Annotated in this window: 17 protein-coding genes; all 17 read left to right on the top strand. The window is 31.8% G+C overall.

Translation table 11 applies throughout. The features are described from left to right. Positions 1-198 precede the first annotated feature (198 nt). The 17 genes from MHB74_RS26080 to MHB74_RS26000 all read left to right on the top strand — a co-directional run bounded on the left by MHB74_RS26080 (position 199) and on the right by MHB74_RS26000 (position 18,729). Positions 199-942: a YveK family protein gene (locus MHB74_RS26080; RefSeq protein WP_061679407.1), complete on the top strand. Its 744-nt coding sequence runs from the start codon at positions 199-201 to the stop codon at positions 940-942. Further along, positions 932-1,633 (top strand): CpsD/CapB family tyrosine-protein kinase, encoded by a 702-nt coding sequence (locus MHB74_RS26075; protein ID WP_061679406.1) that lies wholly within the window; start codon positions 932-934, stop codon positions 1,631-1,633. Before MHB74_RS26080 ends, MHB74_RS26075 begins: the two co-directional genes overlap by 11 nt. A 108-nt stretch (positions 1,634-1,741) precedes the next feature. Further along, positions 1,742-2,509: a tyrosine-protein phosphatase gene (locus tag MHB74_RS26070; protein WP_061679405.1), complete on the top strand. Its 768-nt coding sequence runs from the start codon at positions 1,742-1,744 to the stop codon at positions 2,507-2,509. A gap of 241 nt (positions 2,510-2,750) precedes the next feature. After that, complete coding sequence (gene bpsC, locus MHB74_RS26065; protein WP_061679404.1) at positions 2,751-3,632, top strand: UTP--glucose-1-phosphate uridylyltransferase BpsC; 882 nt, start codon at positions 2,751-2,753, stop codon at positions 3,630-3,632. A gap of 17 nt (positions 3,633-3,649) precedes the next feature. Continuing rightward, a complete protein-coding gene (locus tag MHB74_RS26060; protein ID WP_061679403.1) occupies positions 3,650-4,330 on the top strand; it encodes a sugar transferase in 681 nt (226 codons plus the stop codon). An 18-nt stretch (positions 4,331-4,348) separates the two neighbouring features. Beyond that, the gene (gene fcl, locus MHB74_RS26055) at positions 4,349-5,293 is read left to right on the top strand and encodes a GDP-L-fucose synthase (protein WP_061679402.1); all 945 of its coding nucleotides are present in this window, start codon (positions 4,349-4,351) and stop codon (positions 5,291-5,293) included. Between the two features lie 36 nt (positions 5,294-5,329). Further along, complete coding sequence (gene gmd, locus MHB74_RS26050) at positions 5,330-6,406, top strand: GDP-mannose 4,6-dehydratase (protein WP_061679401.1); 1,077 nt, start codon at positions 5,330-5,332, stop codon at positions 6,404-6,406. A 118-nt stretch (positions 6,407-6,524) separates the two neighbouring features. Next, positions 6,525-7,751 carry an O-antigen polymerase gene (locus tag MHB74_RS26045; RefSeq protein ID WP_061679400.1) on the top strand — a complete coding sequence of 409 codons (1,227 nt, stop codon included), beginning with the start codon at positions 6,525-6,527 and terminating at the stop codon, positions 7,749-7,751. Positions 7,752-7,828: 77 nt separating this feature from the next. Next, positions 7,829-8,968 carry a glycosyltransferase family 4 protein gene (locus tag MHB74_RS26040; protein ID WP_061679399.1) on the top strand — a complete coding sequence of 380 codons (1,140 nt, stop codon included), beginning with the start codon at positions 7,829-7,831 and terminating at the stop codon, positions 8,966-8,968. A 52-nt stretch (positions 8,969-9,020) separates the two neighbouring features. Continuing rightward, positions 9,021-10,118 (top strand): glycosyltransferase, encoded by a 1,098-nt coding sequence (locus MHB74_RS26035; RefSeq protein ID WP_061679398.1) that lies wholly within the window; start codon positions 9,021-9,023, stop codon positions 10,116-10,118. A 15-nt stretch (positions 10,119-10,133) separates the two neighbouring features. Next, on the top strand, positions 10,134-11,681 hold the full coding sequence (gene murJ, locus MHB74_RS26030; RefSeq protein ID WP_061679397.1) for a murein biosynthesis integral membrane protein MurJ: 1,548 nt from the start codon (positions 10,134-10,136) through the stop codon (positions 11,679-11,681). A 26-nt stretch (positions 11,682-11,707) separates the two neighbouring features. Then, positions 11,708-12,229, top strand: coding sequence for an acyltransferase (locus MHB74_RS26025; RefSeq protein ID WP_061679396.1), 522 nt, complete (start codon positions 11,708-11,710; stop codon positions 12,227-12,229). Between the two features lie 99 nt (positions 12,230-12,328). Beyond that, entirely contained in the window at positions 12,329-13,519 is a 1,191-nt protein-coding gene (locus MHB74_RS26020) for a glycosyltransferase (RefSeq protein WP_061679395.1), read from the top strand. Positions 13,520-13,590: 71 nt separating this feature from the next. Continuing rightward, the gene (locus MHB74_RS26015; RefSeq protein ID WP_061679394.1) at positions 13,591-14,823 is read left to right on the top strand and encodes a glycosyltransferase family 4 protein; all 1,233 of its coding nucleotides are present in this window, start codon (positions 13,591-13,593) and stop codon (positions 14,821-14,823) included. Positions 14,824-14,861: 38 nt separating this feature from the next. Further along, the gene (locus MHB74_RS26010) at positions 14,862-16,184 is read left to right on the top strand and encodes a UDP-glucose dehydrogenase family protein (RefSeq protein WP_061679393.1); all 1,323 of its coding nucleotides are present in this window, start codon (positions 14,862-14,864) and stop codon (positions 16,182-16,184) included. Between the two features lie 49 nt (positions 16,185-16,233). After that, a complete protein-coding gene (locus MHB74_RS26005; RefSeq protein ID WP_061679392.1) occupies positions 16,234-17,619 on the top strand; it encodes a sugar phosphate nucleotidyltransferase in 1,386 nt (461 codons plus the stop codon). Between the two features lie 42 nt (positions 17,620-17,661). Next, on the top strand, positions 17,662-18,729 hold the full coding sequence (locus MHB74_RS26000; protein WP_061679391.1) for a glycosyltransferase family protein: 1,068 nt from the start codon (positions 17,662-17,664) through the stop codon (positions 18,727-18,729). The last annotated feature ends 17 nt before the right edge of the window (positions 18,730-18,746 follow it).

The raw sequence follows: 18,746 nt of genomic DNA, 5'->3' as shown, positions 1-18,746 counted from the left end.
ATCGCATTATATGAAAAAAATGATATAATGGAATTTTTGTCAAATTGATGGAATGTGTTGTCATATTTAAGATTATTTTGTAAGATTATATATGTTTTTAAATAAGAAACGTACATAGATATTACTAAAATAAAAAAATGTAAGATTTATATGTTATAATTTTTCTTATGTGCAAATTTTAGAAAGTTGGAGGAACTTATGGAAGAAACAATTAGTTTGAAAGAGTTATTTCATATTTTAAAAAAACGTTTAGCAATGATCCTCGTAATCGCCTTTGGTGCAGCTATTGTAAGTGCTATCATTAGCTTCTTCTTCATGACACCAATCTATCAATCTTCGACGCAAATTCTTGTTAACCAGAAGAAACAAGAGGGATCAATGTTTCAAGCTGGTGAAGTTCAGACGAATATTCAATTAACGAATACATATAAGGTTATTATTAAAAGTCCAGTAATCTTAGATCAAGTGAATGAAAAATTAAATTTAAATATGGTAGCGCAGGATCTAACAAAGAAGATTAATGTTGCGAATGAAAAAGATTCACAAGTCATTTCTGTTACAGCTGAGGATAAAGATCCGAAAGTTGCGCGTGATATTGCCAATGCAACGGCGGATGTATTTAAAGGTGAAGTTGCAAAAATTATGAACGTTGATAACGTAACAGTACTATCTAAAGCAGAAGTTGCAGAAAATCAATCTCCAATTAAGCCACGCCCAATGTTAAATGTAGCAATTGCCTTTGTTGTTGGTTTAATGGCTTCAGTTGGTCTAGCATTCTTACTAGAATACTTAGATAACACAGTGAAAAAAGAAGAAGATGTAGAAAACTTACTTGGCTTACCAGTGTTAGGTATTGTAGCTCGTATGGATGAAGAAACAATGAACGTGAAATCACACGCTCCATCATCAAGAAAAGTGAGGGGACAAACAATTGGCTCTTAATTTATTTAAAAAGAAAAAAAATCATCGTCAACGTCGTCAATTAATTGCTCATCAACAACCGAAATCACCAATTTCAGAACAATATCGTAATATTCGAACGAATATCGAATTTGCATCTGTTGATACGAATTTACATTCATTGATGGTAACGTCTGCGAACCCAAGTGAAGGGAAAACAACGACAACAGCGAATATGGCGGTTGTGTTTGCCCAACAAGGAAGGAAAGTACTATTAATTGATGCAGATATGCGTAAACCAGCGATGCATCAAATGTTTCAAGTCGATAACATCTTTGGATTAACAAATGTGTTAACGCATAGTGAACGTTTAGAAAAATGTGTACAAACAACATCAGTTGATAATTTACACTTTTTAGCTTGTGGTCCAATTCCACCAAATCCAGCTGAATTGTTAGGTTCGAAATCAATGCAAGAACTTCTTGCGCAAGCGTATAGTATGTACGATTTAGTTATTTTCGATTTACCGCCAATTTTAGCTGTAACAGACGCACAAATTATGGCAAATGTATGTGATGCTTCTATTCTTGTCGTTCGTAGTGAATCGACAGAGAAAGAAACAGCAGTAAAAGCAAAAGGTTTATTAGAATCTGCAAAAGGTAAACTGTTAGGTGTTGTCCTAAATGATCGTGAACGTGAGCAGGGCTTATATTATTACTACGGTGCAAATTAATGAAGAGAGTGAGATATGGGAAGAACATATCTCCTTTTTTCCCTTGAATATGAGACATCTCATATTCAAGGGAAAAAAGATTAGCATAAGAGAGGGAGGATGAAATAAGTGATTGATTTACATTGCCACATTTTATCTGGTATTGATGATGGTGCACAGACAGTAACAGATAGTTTAGCGATGGCACAACAAGCAGTGGCAGAAGGAATACATACAATTGTTGCAACACCACATCATCAAAATGGAAAATATGTAAATGAGCGTACTTCTATTATTCATCAAGTGAATCAATTAAACGATGAATTAGAGCAACATGAAATCCCACTGAAAGTTTTACCAGGACAAGAGGTCAGGTTATACGGTGATTTATTAGAAGACTATGAAGCTGGTAAAATCGTTACTTTAAATGAGACAAATAAATATATATTCATTGAATTTCCATCTAATCACGTACCTCGTTATGCAGAACAACTATTTTATGAACTACGTGTAAAAGGAATGCTCCCGATTATCGTTCATCCTGAACGTAATGCTGAGTTAATCGAGCGGCCAGATAAGTTATACAACCTTGTTAATAAAGGGGCATTAACACAAGTGACGGCAGGAAGTCTTCTAGGTAAATTCGGGAAAAAGATCAAAAAATTCTCACTACAACTTGTTGAACATAATTTAACCCATATGATCGCATCAGATGCACATAACACGACATCAAGAGGATTTCATCTAGCAGAGAGCTATGAACTAATTGAGAAAGAATTCGGTGCAAGTGTTATGAATGATTTAAGAGAGAATCCGTATTTAATCATTAGCGGAAAAGCAATTTATAAAGAAGATCCAGAACAAATTCGTCGTAAAAAGTTGTTTGGCATCTTTTAAATAAAGAACAGGTGATGTCTCCTGACCGTTATCAACGGAGGCACTCGGTCGTGCTGTGGGTAGAAATTTTTATTTCGAACCTACCTTAGACGCTTGTCGTCGGGAGTATGACGTGAGGATGGGTTGGATGCCCATAATTTATTTATAATAGAAACTCTACCTATGGAGTTATAGAAATGACGCTATAGGTAGGGTTTTTGTTATTGTTACATATGAATAAAGAAATATTGGAGGACTATAATTGAAAAAAGTGAGAAAAGCAATTATCCCAGCAGCTGGTCTTGGGACGAGGTTTTTACCAGCAACAAAGGCGATGCCGAAGGAAATGTTGCCAATCGTTGATAAACCGACAATTCAATACATAGTAGAAGAAGCGATAGAATCTGGAATTGAAGATATTATTATTGTTACTGGAAAAGGAAAACGTGCGATTGAGGATCATTTTGATCATTCCTTTGAGCTAGAACAAAACTTACTTGAAAAAGGAAAATATGAAATGCTTGAAAAGGTACAAGCTTCATCAAAAATTAATATTCATTACATAAGACAAAAAGAACCAAAGGGACTTGGACACGCAGTATGGTGCGCACGTAAATTTATTGGAAATGAGCCATTTGCGGTATTACTTGGTGATGATATTGTTCAAGCTGAAATACCATGTTTACGACAACTGATGGATCAATATGAAGGAACACAATCATCTGTAATTGGTGTACAAACAGTACCTGAAAATGAAACGCATCGTTACGGTATTATCGATCCAGTTGAACAAAATGACCGTCGTTATCAAGTACGTCAATTTGTTGAAAAGCCGGCAGAGGGAACAGCACCATCAAATTTAGCGATTATGGGTCGCTACGTATTGACACCAGAAATTTTTATGTTCCTTGAAGATCAACAAACAGGTGCTGGTGGGGAAATCCAATTAACAGATGCAATTCAACGATTAAATGAAATTCAGCGTGTGTTTGCATATGATTTTGAAGGTACTCGTTATGATGTTGGGGAGAAGTTTGGTTTTATTAAGACTACGATTGAGATGGCTCTTCAGCATGCGACTTTACGAGAAGAGTTAATGAGTTATATGAATGAACTTGTTAAAAAAGAAAATGTACGTATATAAAGTGAGGTGAAAAGGCATTGGCCTTAACTAAAGTATCAAGTGGAACTTCCAAGGAGCAAGAATTACTGATTGCTACAGAGGTAAATCAAAATGGGTTATATTTATTTGCGAAGCGCTTAATGGATATATTTGGTGCGATATGTGGTCTTATTTTTCTTTCACCGATTTTTATTATTGTTGCTATAATGGTTAAATTAGAAGACAAGAAAGGGCCTGTCTTTTTTAAACAAATACGTGTTGGAAAAGATGGAAAAGAATTTGGGATGTTTAAGTTCCGCTCGATGGTAACAGATGCAGAGGAAAGGCTAAAAGATTTGCTGCAGCACAATGAAGTATCAGGTGCTATGTTTAAAATGAAAGATGATCCTCGTATAACAAAGATAGGGAAATTTATTCGTAAAACAAGTATTGATGAATTACCACAGCTCTTAAATGTATTGAAAGGTGATATGAGCCTAGTTGGTCCAAGGCCACCACTTCCAAGAGAGGTGAAGGAATATACGGCCTATGATAAACAGAGGTTACTTGTGACCCCGGGGTGTACAGGACTGTGGCAAGTAACGGAAAGAAATAGTGTTGGATTTGCTGAAATGGTAGAGTTAGACTTAGAATACATACGAAATAGAAATGTTTTCTATGATATGAAAATTATATTTAAGACAATAAAAGTATTATTAGGATCAAATAATGCATTTTAAAAAGGAGTTTAGAAAATCATGAAAAAAGATTCTAGAATTTATGTAGCAGGTCACCGTGGATTAGTTGGTTCGGCTATTTTACGTAAGTTAGAAGAACAAGGGTATACAAATTTAGTATATAAAACAAGTAAAGAATTAGATTTACGTGATCCAAGACAAGTAGAAGAGTTTTTCCAGAAAGAGAAGGTTGATTATGTATTTTTAGCAGCAGCTAAAGTAGGCGGAATTGTTGCAAATAATCAATATCCAGCGGACTTCATTCGTGATAATTTAATGATTCAAACGAACGTAATCGATTCAGCTTATCGTTCAGGTGTAGAGAAGTTACTATTTTTAGGTAGTACTTGTATTTATCCGAAATTAGCTCCACAGCCGTTAAAAGAAGAGTATTTATTAACAGGTGAATTAGAACCAACAAATGAGCCGTATGCTCTTGCAAAAATTGCGGGTATTAAAATGTGTGAATCATATAATCGTCAATATGGTACAAAGTATATTTCGGCAATGCCAACAAACTTATATGGAGAAAATGATAACTTTGACTTACATACATCACATGTATTACCAGCTTTAATTCGTAAGTTCCACGAGGCAAAAGAAAATAATGCTGAGTTTGTCGAAGTTTGGGGAACAGGTACTCCGTTACGTGAATTCTTATATTCTGATGATTTAGCAGACGCTTGTGTATATTTAATGAATAACTACGAAGATAATGAAATTGTAAACATCGGTGTAGGTGAAGATTTATCAATTAAAGAACTTGCTGAAAAGGTGAAAGCGACAGTAGGTTTTACTGGTGAGCTTCGTTTTGATACTTCTAAACCAGATGGTACCCCACGTAAGTTAGTAGATGTGACAAAGATTAATGCATTAGGGTGGAAGGCAACAACTTCTTTAGATGAAGGTTTAAAGAAAGCATATGATTGGTTTCTACAGACGGAAAAAGAATTAGTAAGAAAATAATAATAAAAGATTAAATAGAGATAACTGGAGGATATTATGAAAAAAGCACTTATTACAGGCGTAACAGGACAAGATGGATCATATTTAGCGGAGTTCTTATTAGAAAAAGGATATGAAGTACACGGTATTATTCGTCGTAGTTCTTCTTATAATCTAGATCGTATTGAGAGCCTAGTAAATGAAGAAATTGAAGGTTTAAATAATCAAAAAAATTTCCACTTGCATTATGGTGATATTACAGATACATCTAATGTAATTCGCTTAATTAGTGAAATTCGTCCAGATGAAATTTATAATTTAGGTGCACAATCACATGTAAAAGTGTCATTTGACGTACCTGAGTATACAGCAGATGTAGATGGCGTAGGGACACTACGTATTTTAGAAGCAGTTCGCATTTTGGGTCTAACTGAAACGACTCGTATTTATCAGGCATCAACATCTGAGTTATACGGTAAAGTACAAGAAGTACCACAAAAAGAAACAACGCCGTTTTACCCACGTTCTCCGTATGGTGTAGCAAAAATTTACGGTTTCTGGATTACAAAGAACTACCGTGAATCTTATAATATGTTCGCAGTAAATGGAATTTTATTTAACCATGAATCAGAACGTCGTGGTGAAACATTCGTAACACGTAAAATCACACTTGCAGCAGCACGTATTGCACAAGAGAAACAAGAAACATTATATTTAGGAAACTTAGACTCACTTCGTGACTGGGGTTATGCAAAAGACTATGTTGAATGCATGTGGTTAATTCTTCAGCATGATAAGCCAGAAGACTTTGTTATCGCAACGGGCGAAATGCATACAGTGCGTGAATTCACTACATTAGCATTCAAACATGTAGGTATTGAGCTTGAGTGGGTAGGAGAAGGTGTAGAAGAAAAAGGTATCGATAAAGCAACAGGTAAAGTGCTTGTAGCAGTAGATCCTAAATTCTTCCGTCCGGCTGAAGTAGAGCAATTGTTAGGCGACCCTACAAAGGCAAAAACATTACTAGGTTGGAATCCAACTAAAACTTCTTTTGAAGAGCTTGTTCAGATTATGGTAGAAGAGGACATGAAGAAAGTTGAAAAAGAAGATAAATTAAAGAAGATGTTTGACTGATGCCGCTTAAATATAGTGAAATAGAAAATTATTAATAGTATGTGTAATTTGAAATTCTATGTTATTTTTCGAGTGAATTCTATCTACGAAAGACATATAAATAGGTGACATTAATATTATGGTTAAACATCAAATAAATAAGTTTATGGTTTTATATGGAATACTTGTATTTGCGTATCTAATAAGTAGCCTTGAGAGTGTACAAGGGAATTATTTTTTTTCTAATTTGAAATATATAATGATGCTTATTATTATAGTGATTACATTTAGCTCAAAAAAAATTATCAATGACACTTTTTCTTATATTCCGAAAATTTTCATTGTATTTCTAATGACTTTTGTTCTATTTCCGTTAATTGGATTTTTAAAATATGCTAGCTATCAAATTCTTTTAAATTCAATGCTATCTTTAATATACATATTATTTTTAATGATTACATTGAATTTAGTAAAAGAGGAATTAGTTTATAAAAAAATGATTAACACTCTGTATTATTCGATATTTGTCTTCGTATTAATTTTATTGATTTTAAATGGAGAATCTCTCATCAATTTTAATAATATTACTAGTGCATTTAATCTAGATGATAGAATAAGACAAACTTATGGATTAAAACATGCTAATACATTAGGAAATATTTGTTTAATACTTATTATTGTTGGATTAAAGAAAAAGCAGTGGTGTATATATAAAAAAGAAAAAATATTAATTTTATTTTTAGAAATAATTACTTTGTTTATAATGTTAAATTCAGGTAGTAGAACGGCATTGACGGCAAGTTTATTATTATATATTTTGTTTTATTTAAATAAATATATTTTATTTAAAAATAAGTTATTAAATAGAATATCACTGATACTGGGGACAATGGTTTTAATTTTATGTATATTGTGTTTGATGTATTTTAAAGAAACAATTAATTTGGAAGATCTCTTAGCTAATAGTAATAGGTATTATTGGTGGATAGATACTATAAAATTTTTAGGAAATAACATGAATGTATTAATAGGGCTAGGTTATGTTAATATTAGTTATTTCTATCAAAATATGCAATTCAGTACGAATCTTGTCACAGATAATTGGTTTTTATATACATATATGACCCTTGGATTAATCGGTATTATTTCGAGCTTAACAATAGTCGGGGGTATTTTCTTCAAGATGTTTCGATATACCCAAAAATATAAAAATATAACTTATATATATATCCTGTCTTTAATTATTACAGGTATTTATTATGCATGCTTTGAGGCTGTATATTTTACACCGAGTGAATTACTTAGCTTTATTTATTGGATATTTATATTACGTTTTTTAAGTGACCAAAACAAATTCAGTTACTAATAGGATGTGAGTAATCCCCTATAGCATATCATCTATAGGGGATTAATTTTTAATGGAATAAGTTAAGGAGAAAGAATATGAAAATTGGAATTATAACAAATTTAAGGTCTCCGTATAGGAAGTTGCAAATAGAAGAAATAAGTAAGAATAGTAATTGGGATATAAGTGTTTATTATACTAACAAAAATATCTTGGGAAGAAATTGGGATGTTGATCCAATCAATAATGTTAAAGAGATTCCATTAAGGGGGATTAAATTATCCAAAACTCATGGGAATCTTAATTTTGGATTATTAAAAATTATAGTAGAAAATGATGTTATTTTAATTGGTGGGTATGAAAAGCCTACATATATAGCTTTAAGTTTGTTGGCTAGGTTGCTCAAAAAGCCGTACGTAATTATTTATGATGGTATTTCGCCTAAGAGAGTTTTGGGAAGTGAGCAAAAAGTCAAATATTTAATAAAAAAAATGGTCATTTCGGGTGCTACTGCAATATTCGGAAACGGAGTAGTGAGTTCAAAATATTTTTGTGAGAAATTTAACTTCAAACCAAATAAAATTTTTAATCAATGTTTAACTGTAGATATTGAGTCTATCGAGTCTTTAGCGAAAAATTCAGATGAATTCAGAAAAGAATTAAGGGAACGTTATCAAATTGATAATGAAAAAAGGGTATTAATATATAGCGGTAGATTAGTTAAAAGGAAAAATGTGGATAAGATTTTATTAGCTTTAAATCAGATGAATAATAAAGAAGAGTATGAATTACTAATCTTGGGCGATGGAGAAGAGCGTGAAAGCTTAATTGAATTAGCGAAAGAATTGAATGTAAGCTTGAAAATTACGGGTTTTATAGCAAATCAAGCTGAATTATTTAAACACTATTTTGTAGGTGATGTACTTATTTTAGCTTCTAATGAAGAACCATGGGGATTAGTTATTAATGAGGCTATGGCAGCTGGTTTACCTATTATCTCGTCTGATGAGTGTGGAGCGTCTTTAGATTTGGTTCAAGATTATAGAAATGGATTTGTTATTCCAGCTGGGCAAGAAGGAGCACTTAAAGAGAAAATTTCTTACTTATTTGAGAATAATTTAACCAATAGTTATGGGGAAGAATCCAAAAGGATTATATCGCAATGGTCATTTACTAATTCAGCAAAGAATTTTAATGAAATGATTGAATTTATTTGTAAGAAGAATATTCGAAAATAAAAATAAAAAACAGGTTAAAGGTTCTTAGCCTATATAGGGAAGTGTTTTAAATTTGAATATTTTCATCAATGCAACTGCACTTGACGCAAGGGGCTCATACTCGCTTATTAAAGCTTTTTTGATTGATTTAAATGAAGAAAAGAATTATCTTGAAAAAATGGGGATAAAATTAACAATCCTAGTAGCAAAAAAAGAATTATGTAGTCTTAGTACAGAAAACATAAAAGTTAATTACGAACCATATCCTAAAAAGAGTCTCTGGCATAAGTTCTTTTTTGAAAATAGTATATTACCAAAAATATTAAAGAATAACAAGGTAGATGCGTATCTATCTTTACAAAATATAGGGTTGTCTAGAATTAAAATTCCACAATTTACATTGGTACATCAAGGTTTATTACTTGAAAATTTAAAATTGAACGAATTGGAATGTAAAAATAATATTAAATATAAGTTAATTATGAAATATGCGTTAAAATGGCAAATGAAGAAAATTACAGGGATTATTGTACAGACAAGTTGGATGATGCAAGCCATAAAAAAAGATTTTAACTATGAAGGAAATATAAGGGTAATTAGGCCCCAAACTAAAGATATAACCACTAATATTGATAGTTTAGAAGAAGAAGTAATTAATAAATTTAAAAACAATACTATCAAGCTTTTTTATCCAACTAATGAAGAAAAATATAAAAATAATGCAAAGTTAATTAGCGCAATACGAAAATATAATAAAGAAAATGAAAAGAAAGTTACTCTATATTTAACCACTGAGGGTAAAGATGAAAAATACATAAAGTATTTGAACAAGATTCCTTATGGGGCAATATATAATATTTATAAAATGAGTAATGCTTTAATTTTCCCTTCTCTAGTTGAGTCTTTAGGTTTGCCAATATTAGAGGCAAAGCAAAGTAATATCGATTTAATTTTGGCAGATTTACCGTATGGTAGGGAAGTAGGTGGAGAAAAGGCCATTTTCTTTAATCCGCGTGATATAACAGATATTGTAGAAAAAATTAAAGAGTACAGTGAAAAAAGGGATATTGGTGTGGAAAATATCCCCTATAAATTAGATGAACAAGAAGATTCATATATTGACTATATTAAATTTGTTTATGAATCTTTAAAAGATAAGAAAAATAGATAAATGAGGAATTTATGAGTGAAACAAAATATAATCCGATCAGCATTTTGGGTCATGTTAATAACGTTTTTAAGTAAATTTTTAGGCTTTTTTCGTGAAATATTAATTGGAGCTCAGTATGGGATAAATTATCAGACAGATGCATTTTTCCTAGCGACATCTTTACCCCAAATAATTTTTTCAAGTATTTTATTATCCATTTCTACTGCATTTATTCCAATGTATACAGATATAGTTACTAAAACTAATAGAGAAAGAGGAATGGAGTATACAAATCGAATATTAAATACAGTTGTAATTTTCTCTATATTAGTAACTGCTTTATGCATAGTATATTCGGAGGATATTGTGAAAGTTTTGGCTGGGGGATTTAATGAAGAAGCGACGAAGATAACAGTAAAATTTCTTTTAATTTCTCTTCCAATGTGTATATTTTTAGCTGTAAGTCAAATATTCACAGGTTTTTTACAATCAAATCAACAATATATTGTATCGGCAGCAATCAATATACCTGCTAATTTATTATTATTATGTGTAATGTTGTTAGTTAACGGAAATAATATTGAAAGCTTAGTATGGGCGACGGTGGGGGGAACCATACTACAAATATTTGTGCAAATCCCTTTTTTAAAACATCAACGATATGTATATAGATTGACACTAGGTTGGCATGATAATTATGTTAGAGATACGTGGAAGCTTGTAATTCCGGTATTTATCAGTACATCAATTCAGCAAATAAATTTGTTGATAGATAGAATGCTAGCTTCTGGTTTGGAAGAAGGAAGTATATCGGCATTAAATTTTGCAACTAAACTTAATGGATTTGTTTTTGGAATAGTCGCTACATCAATTGCAACTATTATATTTCCAATTCTAAGTAAATATCAATCTGAAAAAGATATGGTTGAATTTCAAAAAACTACTATAAAGTCACTAAATCTAATTACAATAATTACTTTGCCGATTGTAGTATTAACAATGGTACTAAATAAGCCAATAGTTCAACTACTTTTTGAACACGGTGCTTTTAATAATGAGGCAACTATAATGACATCAGGTGCCTTATTTTACTATGCTTTTGGAATGTTATTTTTGGGGTATCGTGAGGTCTTAAATCGTGTGTTTTATTCTTTTCACGATACAAAAACACCGATGATAAATGGCGTCATAGCCATATTAGTAAATATTATTTTTAGCATCGTTTTAGCGGAATTTATGAGTTTTAAAGGAATAGCTTTAGCATCTAGTATAGCTGCTGCTGTAACCTCTATTTTATTGTTGAGAAGTATGTATTACAAATTAAATATTAAATTGGATTTTAAAATGTTAACTACTACTCTCAAGATACTAGCAGCATCGATTATAGCTGGTAGTTCATCAAAAATTGTATATGAAAACTTTAATATTAATAGTATACAAGGCGATCTAGTAATTGTATCAAAATTATTTTTTAGTGTAATAATTGGGGTGTTAGTATATATTGTTTCTATTTATCTGTTCAAGATAGAAGAAGTAAATATAATAATAAAATCACTAAAAAGAAAATTTACTAAAAATCAATAAATTAATTACTGATAAAGGAGAGCGTAATGAATTTGTTGTATCGTTTACTAAATAAGTTTAGACTAGTGTTTTTTTTATGGTTAATTAATCTTATGTCGGTTACGAGATTATATAAAACTAAGAGATTTTTATTATGTATGGCGGGAATTAAATGTGGGCAGAATGTCAGGATTGGTGGAAAAATTTTTATGTTATCTAATAATTGTGTTATAGGTAATAATGTTTGGTTAGGTGATAATATTAAAATTTATAATTCGGATCCTTCTAGGGTAGAAATTGGAGATAATGTTGATATTGCTCCTAATTGTACCTTATGTACGGGCACCCATGATATTGGAACAATAGAGCAACGGGCTGGAGAAGGAAGATTAGGAAATATAGTAATTAATAGTGGTACATGGCTGGGGATAAATTCTGTAATTATAGCGGGAGTTACTTTAGGGACAGGGAATGTGATAGCTGCTGGCTCGGTCGTAATTAAAAATACAAAAAATAATGTTTTAATGGGTGGAGTACCAGCAAGAGTTTTAAAGAAATTAAACGAATAAATAATTGCTTAATATTTCAAGGTTTCGTTTCGGATATATATTAAGAATAATATATATCCGAAACATTTAAAGCGAAAATATTCTTAAGGAATGGTGTAAATGGATAAAATCCTTTATTTAGCCTTCATTAGGGAGGATTCAGAGAGTTTAGGTTTTGTAAAAAAGGTATATTCCCAATGTAAGGCATTTAATGAATTAGGTAATGAGAGTTATTTGTATATATCCCGTAAGGATAGTGCAGAATTATATCATTTTAATGCAAATGGAATGGAACGTATATACTCGTTTCGTTATTCAAAGAAAGCATGTTTTAAAGAAACAAATTTTTTGATGCGGAAATTTAAAAATTTAATGCGTTTTCAGGAGTTTTTAAAAGGCTTTAAAGAAGCGATAAAAATTATCGAACCTAGTAAAGTTTATATAAGAAGAATTAGTTTTGTCACAAATGGTTTGATAGGGGTAATTAGCGATTTAAATAATAGAGGTATTAAAGTATTTTATGAATATCCAGATTTTCCAGATGTACCTTGGATTAAACTGAAAAAAAAGGGTATAAATAACCGTATAAAGTATAGATTTGAGAGAAATAGGGTCAATAAACTTAAAAAACACTTATATAGATTAGTGGCTATCTCAGTGGATGAATCAATAAAAGATAAAGAGGTAGAAATAACATATATTCGTAATGGTATAGATGTAAACGGGATTAAAGTGAGTAAGAGAGAAAGAGAAATTAAGAAAAATTATGAGATTAATCTTATAGGTGTTGCTAATTTAGGATTTTGGCATGCATATGATAGAGTAATTAAAGGGCTGCAGGAATATTATAGGGATACTCCTGCAGCTGTAGTAGTTAATTTTCATATAGTAGGTGAAGGGAAAGAGAAAAGGAATTTAGAGGGACTAGTGGCAGATTATGAATTACATGATCATGTCATCTTTCACGGATCTAAAAATGGTCAAGAACTAGATAGGATTTTTGATAAGAGTGATATTGGCATAGGGATTTTAGGAAATCATCGAAAAGAGCTCTATGGAGATTCATCTCTAAAAAATAGAGAGTATTGTGCAAGAGGAATCCCTTTTGTTCTTGCTGCAACAGATTTAGATTTTCCAGCTGAAGTAAATTTTGTGCACCGTATAAATGCTGATGATTCATCTGTTAATATAGAGGATCTAATAAGTTTTTATGAAAATTTAGGGTCAGAAGATTTTAAGAATGTTATGAGGGCATATTCTGAACAAAATTTACAATGGAAAGAAAAGATGAAGATTATATTTAGTGAGTAAAGAGTAATTTAATTATAATTAAAAAATCCCTTTTTAATAAAGGGTTTTTTTATGTGAAGAGGGATAAATCAATGAAAAAAATTGTCTTTGTAATCAATTATTTTTACCCAGATTTTGCATCTACAGGCCAGTTAATGACAGAGCTTTGTTTAGATTTGCAAAATGATTTTGATATAACAGTTATCGCTGCTCAACCAAGCTACGCTGGTGAAAAAGTCAATTCAAAAAAAATATTTGAGGAAGATCGCTTAGAGAATATGAAAGTCGTTCGAATCAGATTACCAGAGGTTGATAAAACTTCTAAATTTAGTCGCATGAAATACATATTCTCTTACTTTGCATTGGCAAATATTGCTCTTTTAAAAGAAAAGGGTGTCGATGTTATTTACACAATATCGCAGCCTCCAGTTTTAGGTGGTTTGATTGGAACAATTGGTAAATTCCTAAAAAGAGCAAAGCACGTATATAATGTACAGGATTTTAACCCAGAGCAAGCAGCGGCAGTGAGTTATACGACTAAGCAATCAGTATTTAAAATTGCTAAACAAATAGATATGATGAATTGTAAATATTCAGATTGCGTTATTGTTGTTGGCAATGATATGAGTGAAACGCTAAAGCAGCGTTTTGATGGGAAAAAAATACCGAAGCATGTAGTTATTAATAATTGGACAAATGAACAGGAAGTTATTCCGTTAGATAAATCAGATAAGCATATTCAACAATTTTTAAAAGACAATGGCTTAGAAGATAAGTTTATTATTATGTATTCGGGAAATATAGGACTATATTATGATCTTGAAAATATTATTCATGTTACGGAGCATTTTAAGGAGTATGAGGATATTGCGTTTGTATTTATTGGCGAAGGTGCTGTAAAAAAAGATATGCAAGAATTTGTCGAGGATAACAGCATTCAGAATGTATTCTTCCTACCATATCAACCTAAGGAGTTTATTAAGTATTCATTAAACGTTGCAGATGTTCATCTAGTTGTAAATCAAAAAGGAATTAAAGGTGTTTCGGTTCCGAGTAAAATTTACGGTGTTATGGCTGCAGGGAAACCTATATTAGGTGTGTTAGAACAAGATAGTGAGGCACAAATGCTTATTGAAAAAAGTAAGTCAGGGATTGTAGTGGAGCCACAGGATTATAAAGGTATTATTCGTACAATAGAACAATTTTATCGTATGGAGGAGAGTAGCGTAAAAGAAATGGGATTAAACGGTCGTAAGTATTTAGATGAGAATTTAAAACGTGAAATTTCTATTAACAAATACCGAAATCTATTAAAACAACTATGAAAATCTTAATGATAAATAGTGAAGGGAATGCTTAAATTATGAAAATTGCAGTAGTTGGTACAGGCTATGTTGGCCTAGTGACAGGAGTTGCATTATCTCATATAGGGCATGATGTTACATGTGTTGATATCGATGAAAAAAAGGTAAAAAGTATGAGAAAAGGAATTTCTCCTATATATGAGCCAGGATTAGAAGAGCTTATGCTTCAAAATATTGAAGAAAACAGGCTCTATTTTACGACAAGCCATCAAGTAGGATTCGAGGATGCAGAAGTAGTCTATATTGCGGTAGGTACACCAGAAAAAGAAGATGGATCAGCAAATTTATCCTATATTGAACAAGTTGCAGAAGACATTGCTAAAAATGCACAGCGTGACATTATTGTTGTAACTAAGAGTACAGTTCCTGTTGGAACGAATCATTATATCAAACAAATTATTTCAGAGCATCTTAATAAAAATATTAAAATTGAAGTTGTTTCTAATCCAGAGTTTTTAAGAGAAGGTTCTTCTGTATACGATACATTTAATGGGGATCGTATTGTAGTTGGCTCTGATAGCGTAGAAGCGGCAAACGTTATTGAAGAGATTAATAAACCGTTTGGTATTCCTGTTTATAAGACAGATATTCGTAGTGCAGAAATGATTAAATATGCGTCTAATGCATTTTTAGCAACTAAAATTAGTTTTATAAATGAGATTGCAAATATTTGTGAGAAAACTGGAGCAAATATTGAAGACGTAGCACGCGGTATGGGACTAGATCAACGCATCGGTTCAATGTTTTTAAAAGCAGGAATCGGTTACGGCGGTTCTTGCTTCCCAAAAGATACAAAAGCATTAACGAAAATTGCATCTAATGTAGATTTAGATTTCACACTTCTAAAAGCTGTTGTAGAAGTTAATAATAAACAACAACATAAGCTAGTTAAGGCTGCAAAGTCAAAATTAGGATCATTACGTGATAAACAAGTTGCTGTACTTGGTTTAGCTTTTAAACCTAACACCGATGATATGCGTGAAGCGGCATCTGTAGTTATTATTAAAGAATTGCTTGGTGAGGGTGCACAAGTGACAGCATATGATCCAGTAGCAGTTGAAAGTGCAAAAAAATTGCTTCCTGGAACAGTTCAATTTACAAAAGAGTTATATGAAGCCTTAGTAGATAAGGACTTAGTCTTCATTGTTACAGAGTGGCAAGAAGTAAAAGAAGTGGACTTAAGTATGTTTGCTAAACTTATGAACAAACCAATCGTATTTGATGGTCGTAATTGCTTCGATGTGAAAGAAGTAAGTAGGAACGAGATAGATTATTATTCAATTGGGCGCAGTAATATACAAAATATTGGTCAGTTAGTTTAATTCATTTAGTCAAAGTAATGAGTTTTTTAGCAGGAAAGGAGCTAGAATATTGAAGTTAATTCTGTTATCAGGTGGATCTGGAAAACGTTTATGGCCATTATCAAATGATACGCGCTCTAAGCAATTTTTGAAAGTTTTAGAAAGTGAAGAGGGTACTAGGCAATCGATGGTACAACGTGTATGGGGACAATTAGAGTCGGTTGGTTTAAGTGAATCTTCAGTTATTGCTACATCAAAAACACAAACAGAGATGATTCATAATCAGTTAGGGGTGAATGTTCCTTTAATCGTTGAGCCGGAGCGTAGAGACACATTCCCGGCAATCGCTCTTGCTAGTGCATTTCTATTTTCTGAACAACATACTAATCTAGATGAAACAGTTATTGTATTACCGGTAGATCCGTATGTTGAAGATGGTTTTTTTGAAAGAGTAAAAGGTTTGGAGCTGGCATTACAAAATTCAGATGCTGATTTAGCCCTTATGGGAGTTGAGCCAACATATCCATCTTCGAAGTATGGTTATATTGTACCAACTGAAGAAGTTACTGCATATGAACATTTTAATGTATCGCGTTTTACGGAAAAACCTAGTGAAGAAAAGGCAGTAACACTAATTGAACAAAAGGCTTTATGGAACTGTGGCGTATTTGCCTTCAAGCTACGTTATCTTATTAATATTTTGGAAGAAAAGAATCTTCCAATTTTATACCATGATTTATCTAAGCATTATAGTGATTTACCAAAAATTAGTTTTGATTATGAAGTTGTAGAAAAGGCAAATCATATTGTTGCCTTACCTTACAGTGGGTATTGGAAAGACCTAGGAACATGGAACACATTAACGGAAGAAATGGCTACAACCCAAATTGGTAAAGGTGTAATTAGTGAGGACTCTCAAAACACACATGTAGTCAATGAATTAGAGGTTCCGGTAACAGTTGTTGGGCTTTCTGATGTTGTTGTTGCAGCGAGTCCAGATGGTATTTTAGTCTCAGATAAGGCTTCTAGTCCAAAAATTAAAGATTTAATTGGTTCATTTAATCAACCGCCGATGTATGAAGAGCGCATTTGGGGATGGTCGAAAGTGCTAGATTACGCAAAATATGAAAATGAAGAAATGGTAACAAAAAGAATTTGTATAGAAGAAAATCAAAATTCTACTTATCATTATCATAATCTAAGGAATGAAGTATGGACAATTATTCGTGGTGAAGGAGAACTTATTTTAGAAGATCATATTCGCCGCGTAAAAGCCGGTGATATTGTACATATTCCAGCCGGTAAAAAGCATGCTATTCGTGCATTGAGTGAATTAGAATTTATTGAAGTACAAACGGGGAAAGAAGTAGTGGATACAGATTTCGTTCGCTTGTATACAAAATGGGATGATATTTTAAAACATTATTATCAATCACAAGCGCAAGTAATTATGTAACAGCTAGTATATTCTAGCTGTTATTTTTTTGAGGATAAATTTATGAAAACATTTGTATTTTATGTTTCAGAATATGGATTTGGACATGCGACAAGATGTAGTGCACTTATTAGGGAAATGTTGAGTGTAAGAAAAGATGTGCGGATTGTTGTTTGTAACTCATTTGCGTTGCAATTTCTTCGCACATCATTAACCGAATATGGAGATAGGGTCATTTTTCACGATGTAGAGACTGATGTTGGCTTTATTCTAAAAGAGCATTCGTTAGATTTAGATAAAGAAAAATTGGAACAGTCGTATGAAGAGTTTTGTGCGAAGTTACCTCAGAAAATTAATGATGAAATTGATTTTTTAAGTGCTTTTTCTGTGGATTGTATTATTTCTGATATTTCACCAATTTCCTTTGAAATAGCAGATAAGTTGGAAGTCCCATCTATAGGTATTTCCAATTTCACGTGGTATACAGCTTATAAAAATATTATTTCGGATAATTTGCTTCAAGTATTTAAAAATATGTATAAAAAAATGGATTATTTTTATACGTTAGCAGGAAGCAACGAAGAAAATTTGGCAAGGTTAAATACATCTGCATTTCATTTTTATAGTAGAATAATTAACCCCTTAGAAGTAAAGAGGCTAAGGAAGAAGTTAAATCCGACAGGTAAAAAACAAATTATATTTATACCGTTAGGAATGAAAATTGATATAGGAGATATAACTACATTTCCACTTTGGGATGATGAAAGATATGTTTTTATCGTGTCTCATAATATGAAAATTGAGCATAATAATGTGCACAAAATCCCAAGGAACTATACGGAATCACAAAATTATGTAGCAACTGCCGATTGTATTATTTCAAAAGCTGGTTGGGGTACTGTTAGTGAAGCGATTCTTCAAAATAAACCGTTAGTAATCATTGATAGAAAAGGTATGAGTGAGGACCAAAACACGATACGATTTTTAAAAGATAATAAATTATGTAACTTAATTACTTGGGAAGAGTTGCAGAGTATAGATATTGGAATGTATTTGGACACCGAGAATTCTATATATCAAAATGAGGTTCATACTGTTGTATCTCACATTTTTGAATCTGTTATATCGTAATTTTTAGTAGGAAAGAA

Source organism: Bacillus sp. FSL K6-0069 (assembly GCF_038007785.1).
GTDB lineage: Bacteria > Bacillota > Bacilli > Bacillales > Bacillaceae_G > Bacillus_A > Bacillus_A mobilis.
The sequence above is the reverse complement of the archived record's forward strand: the minus strand, read 5'-3'. Positions and strand labels throughout refer to the sequence as shown.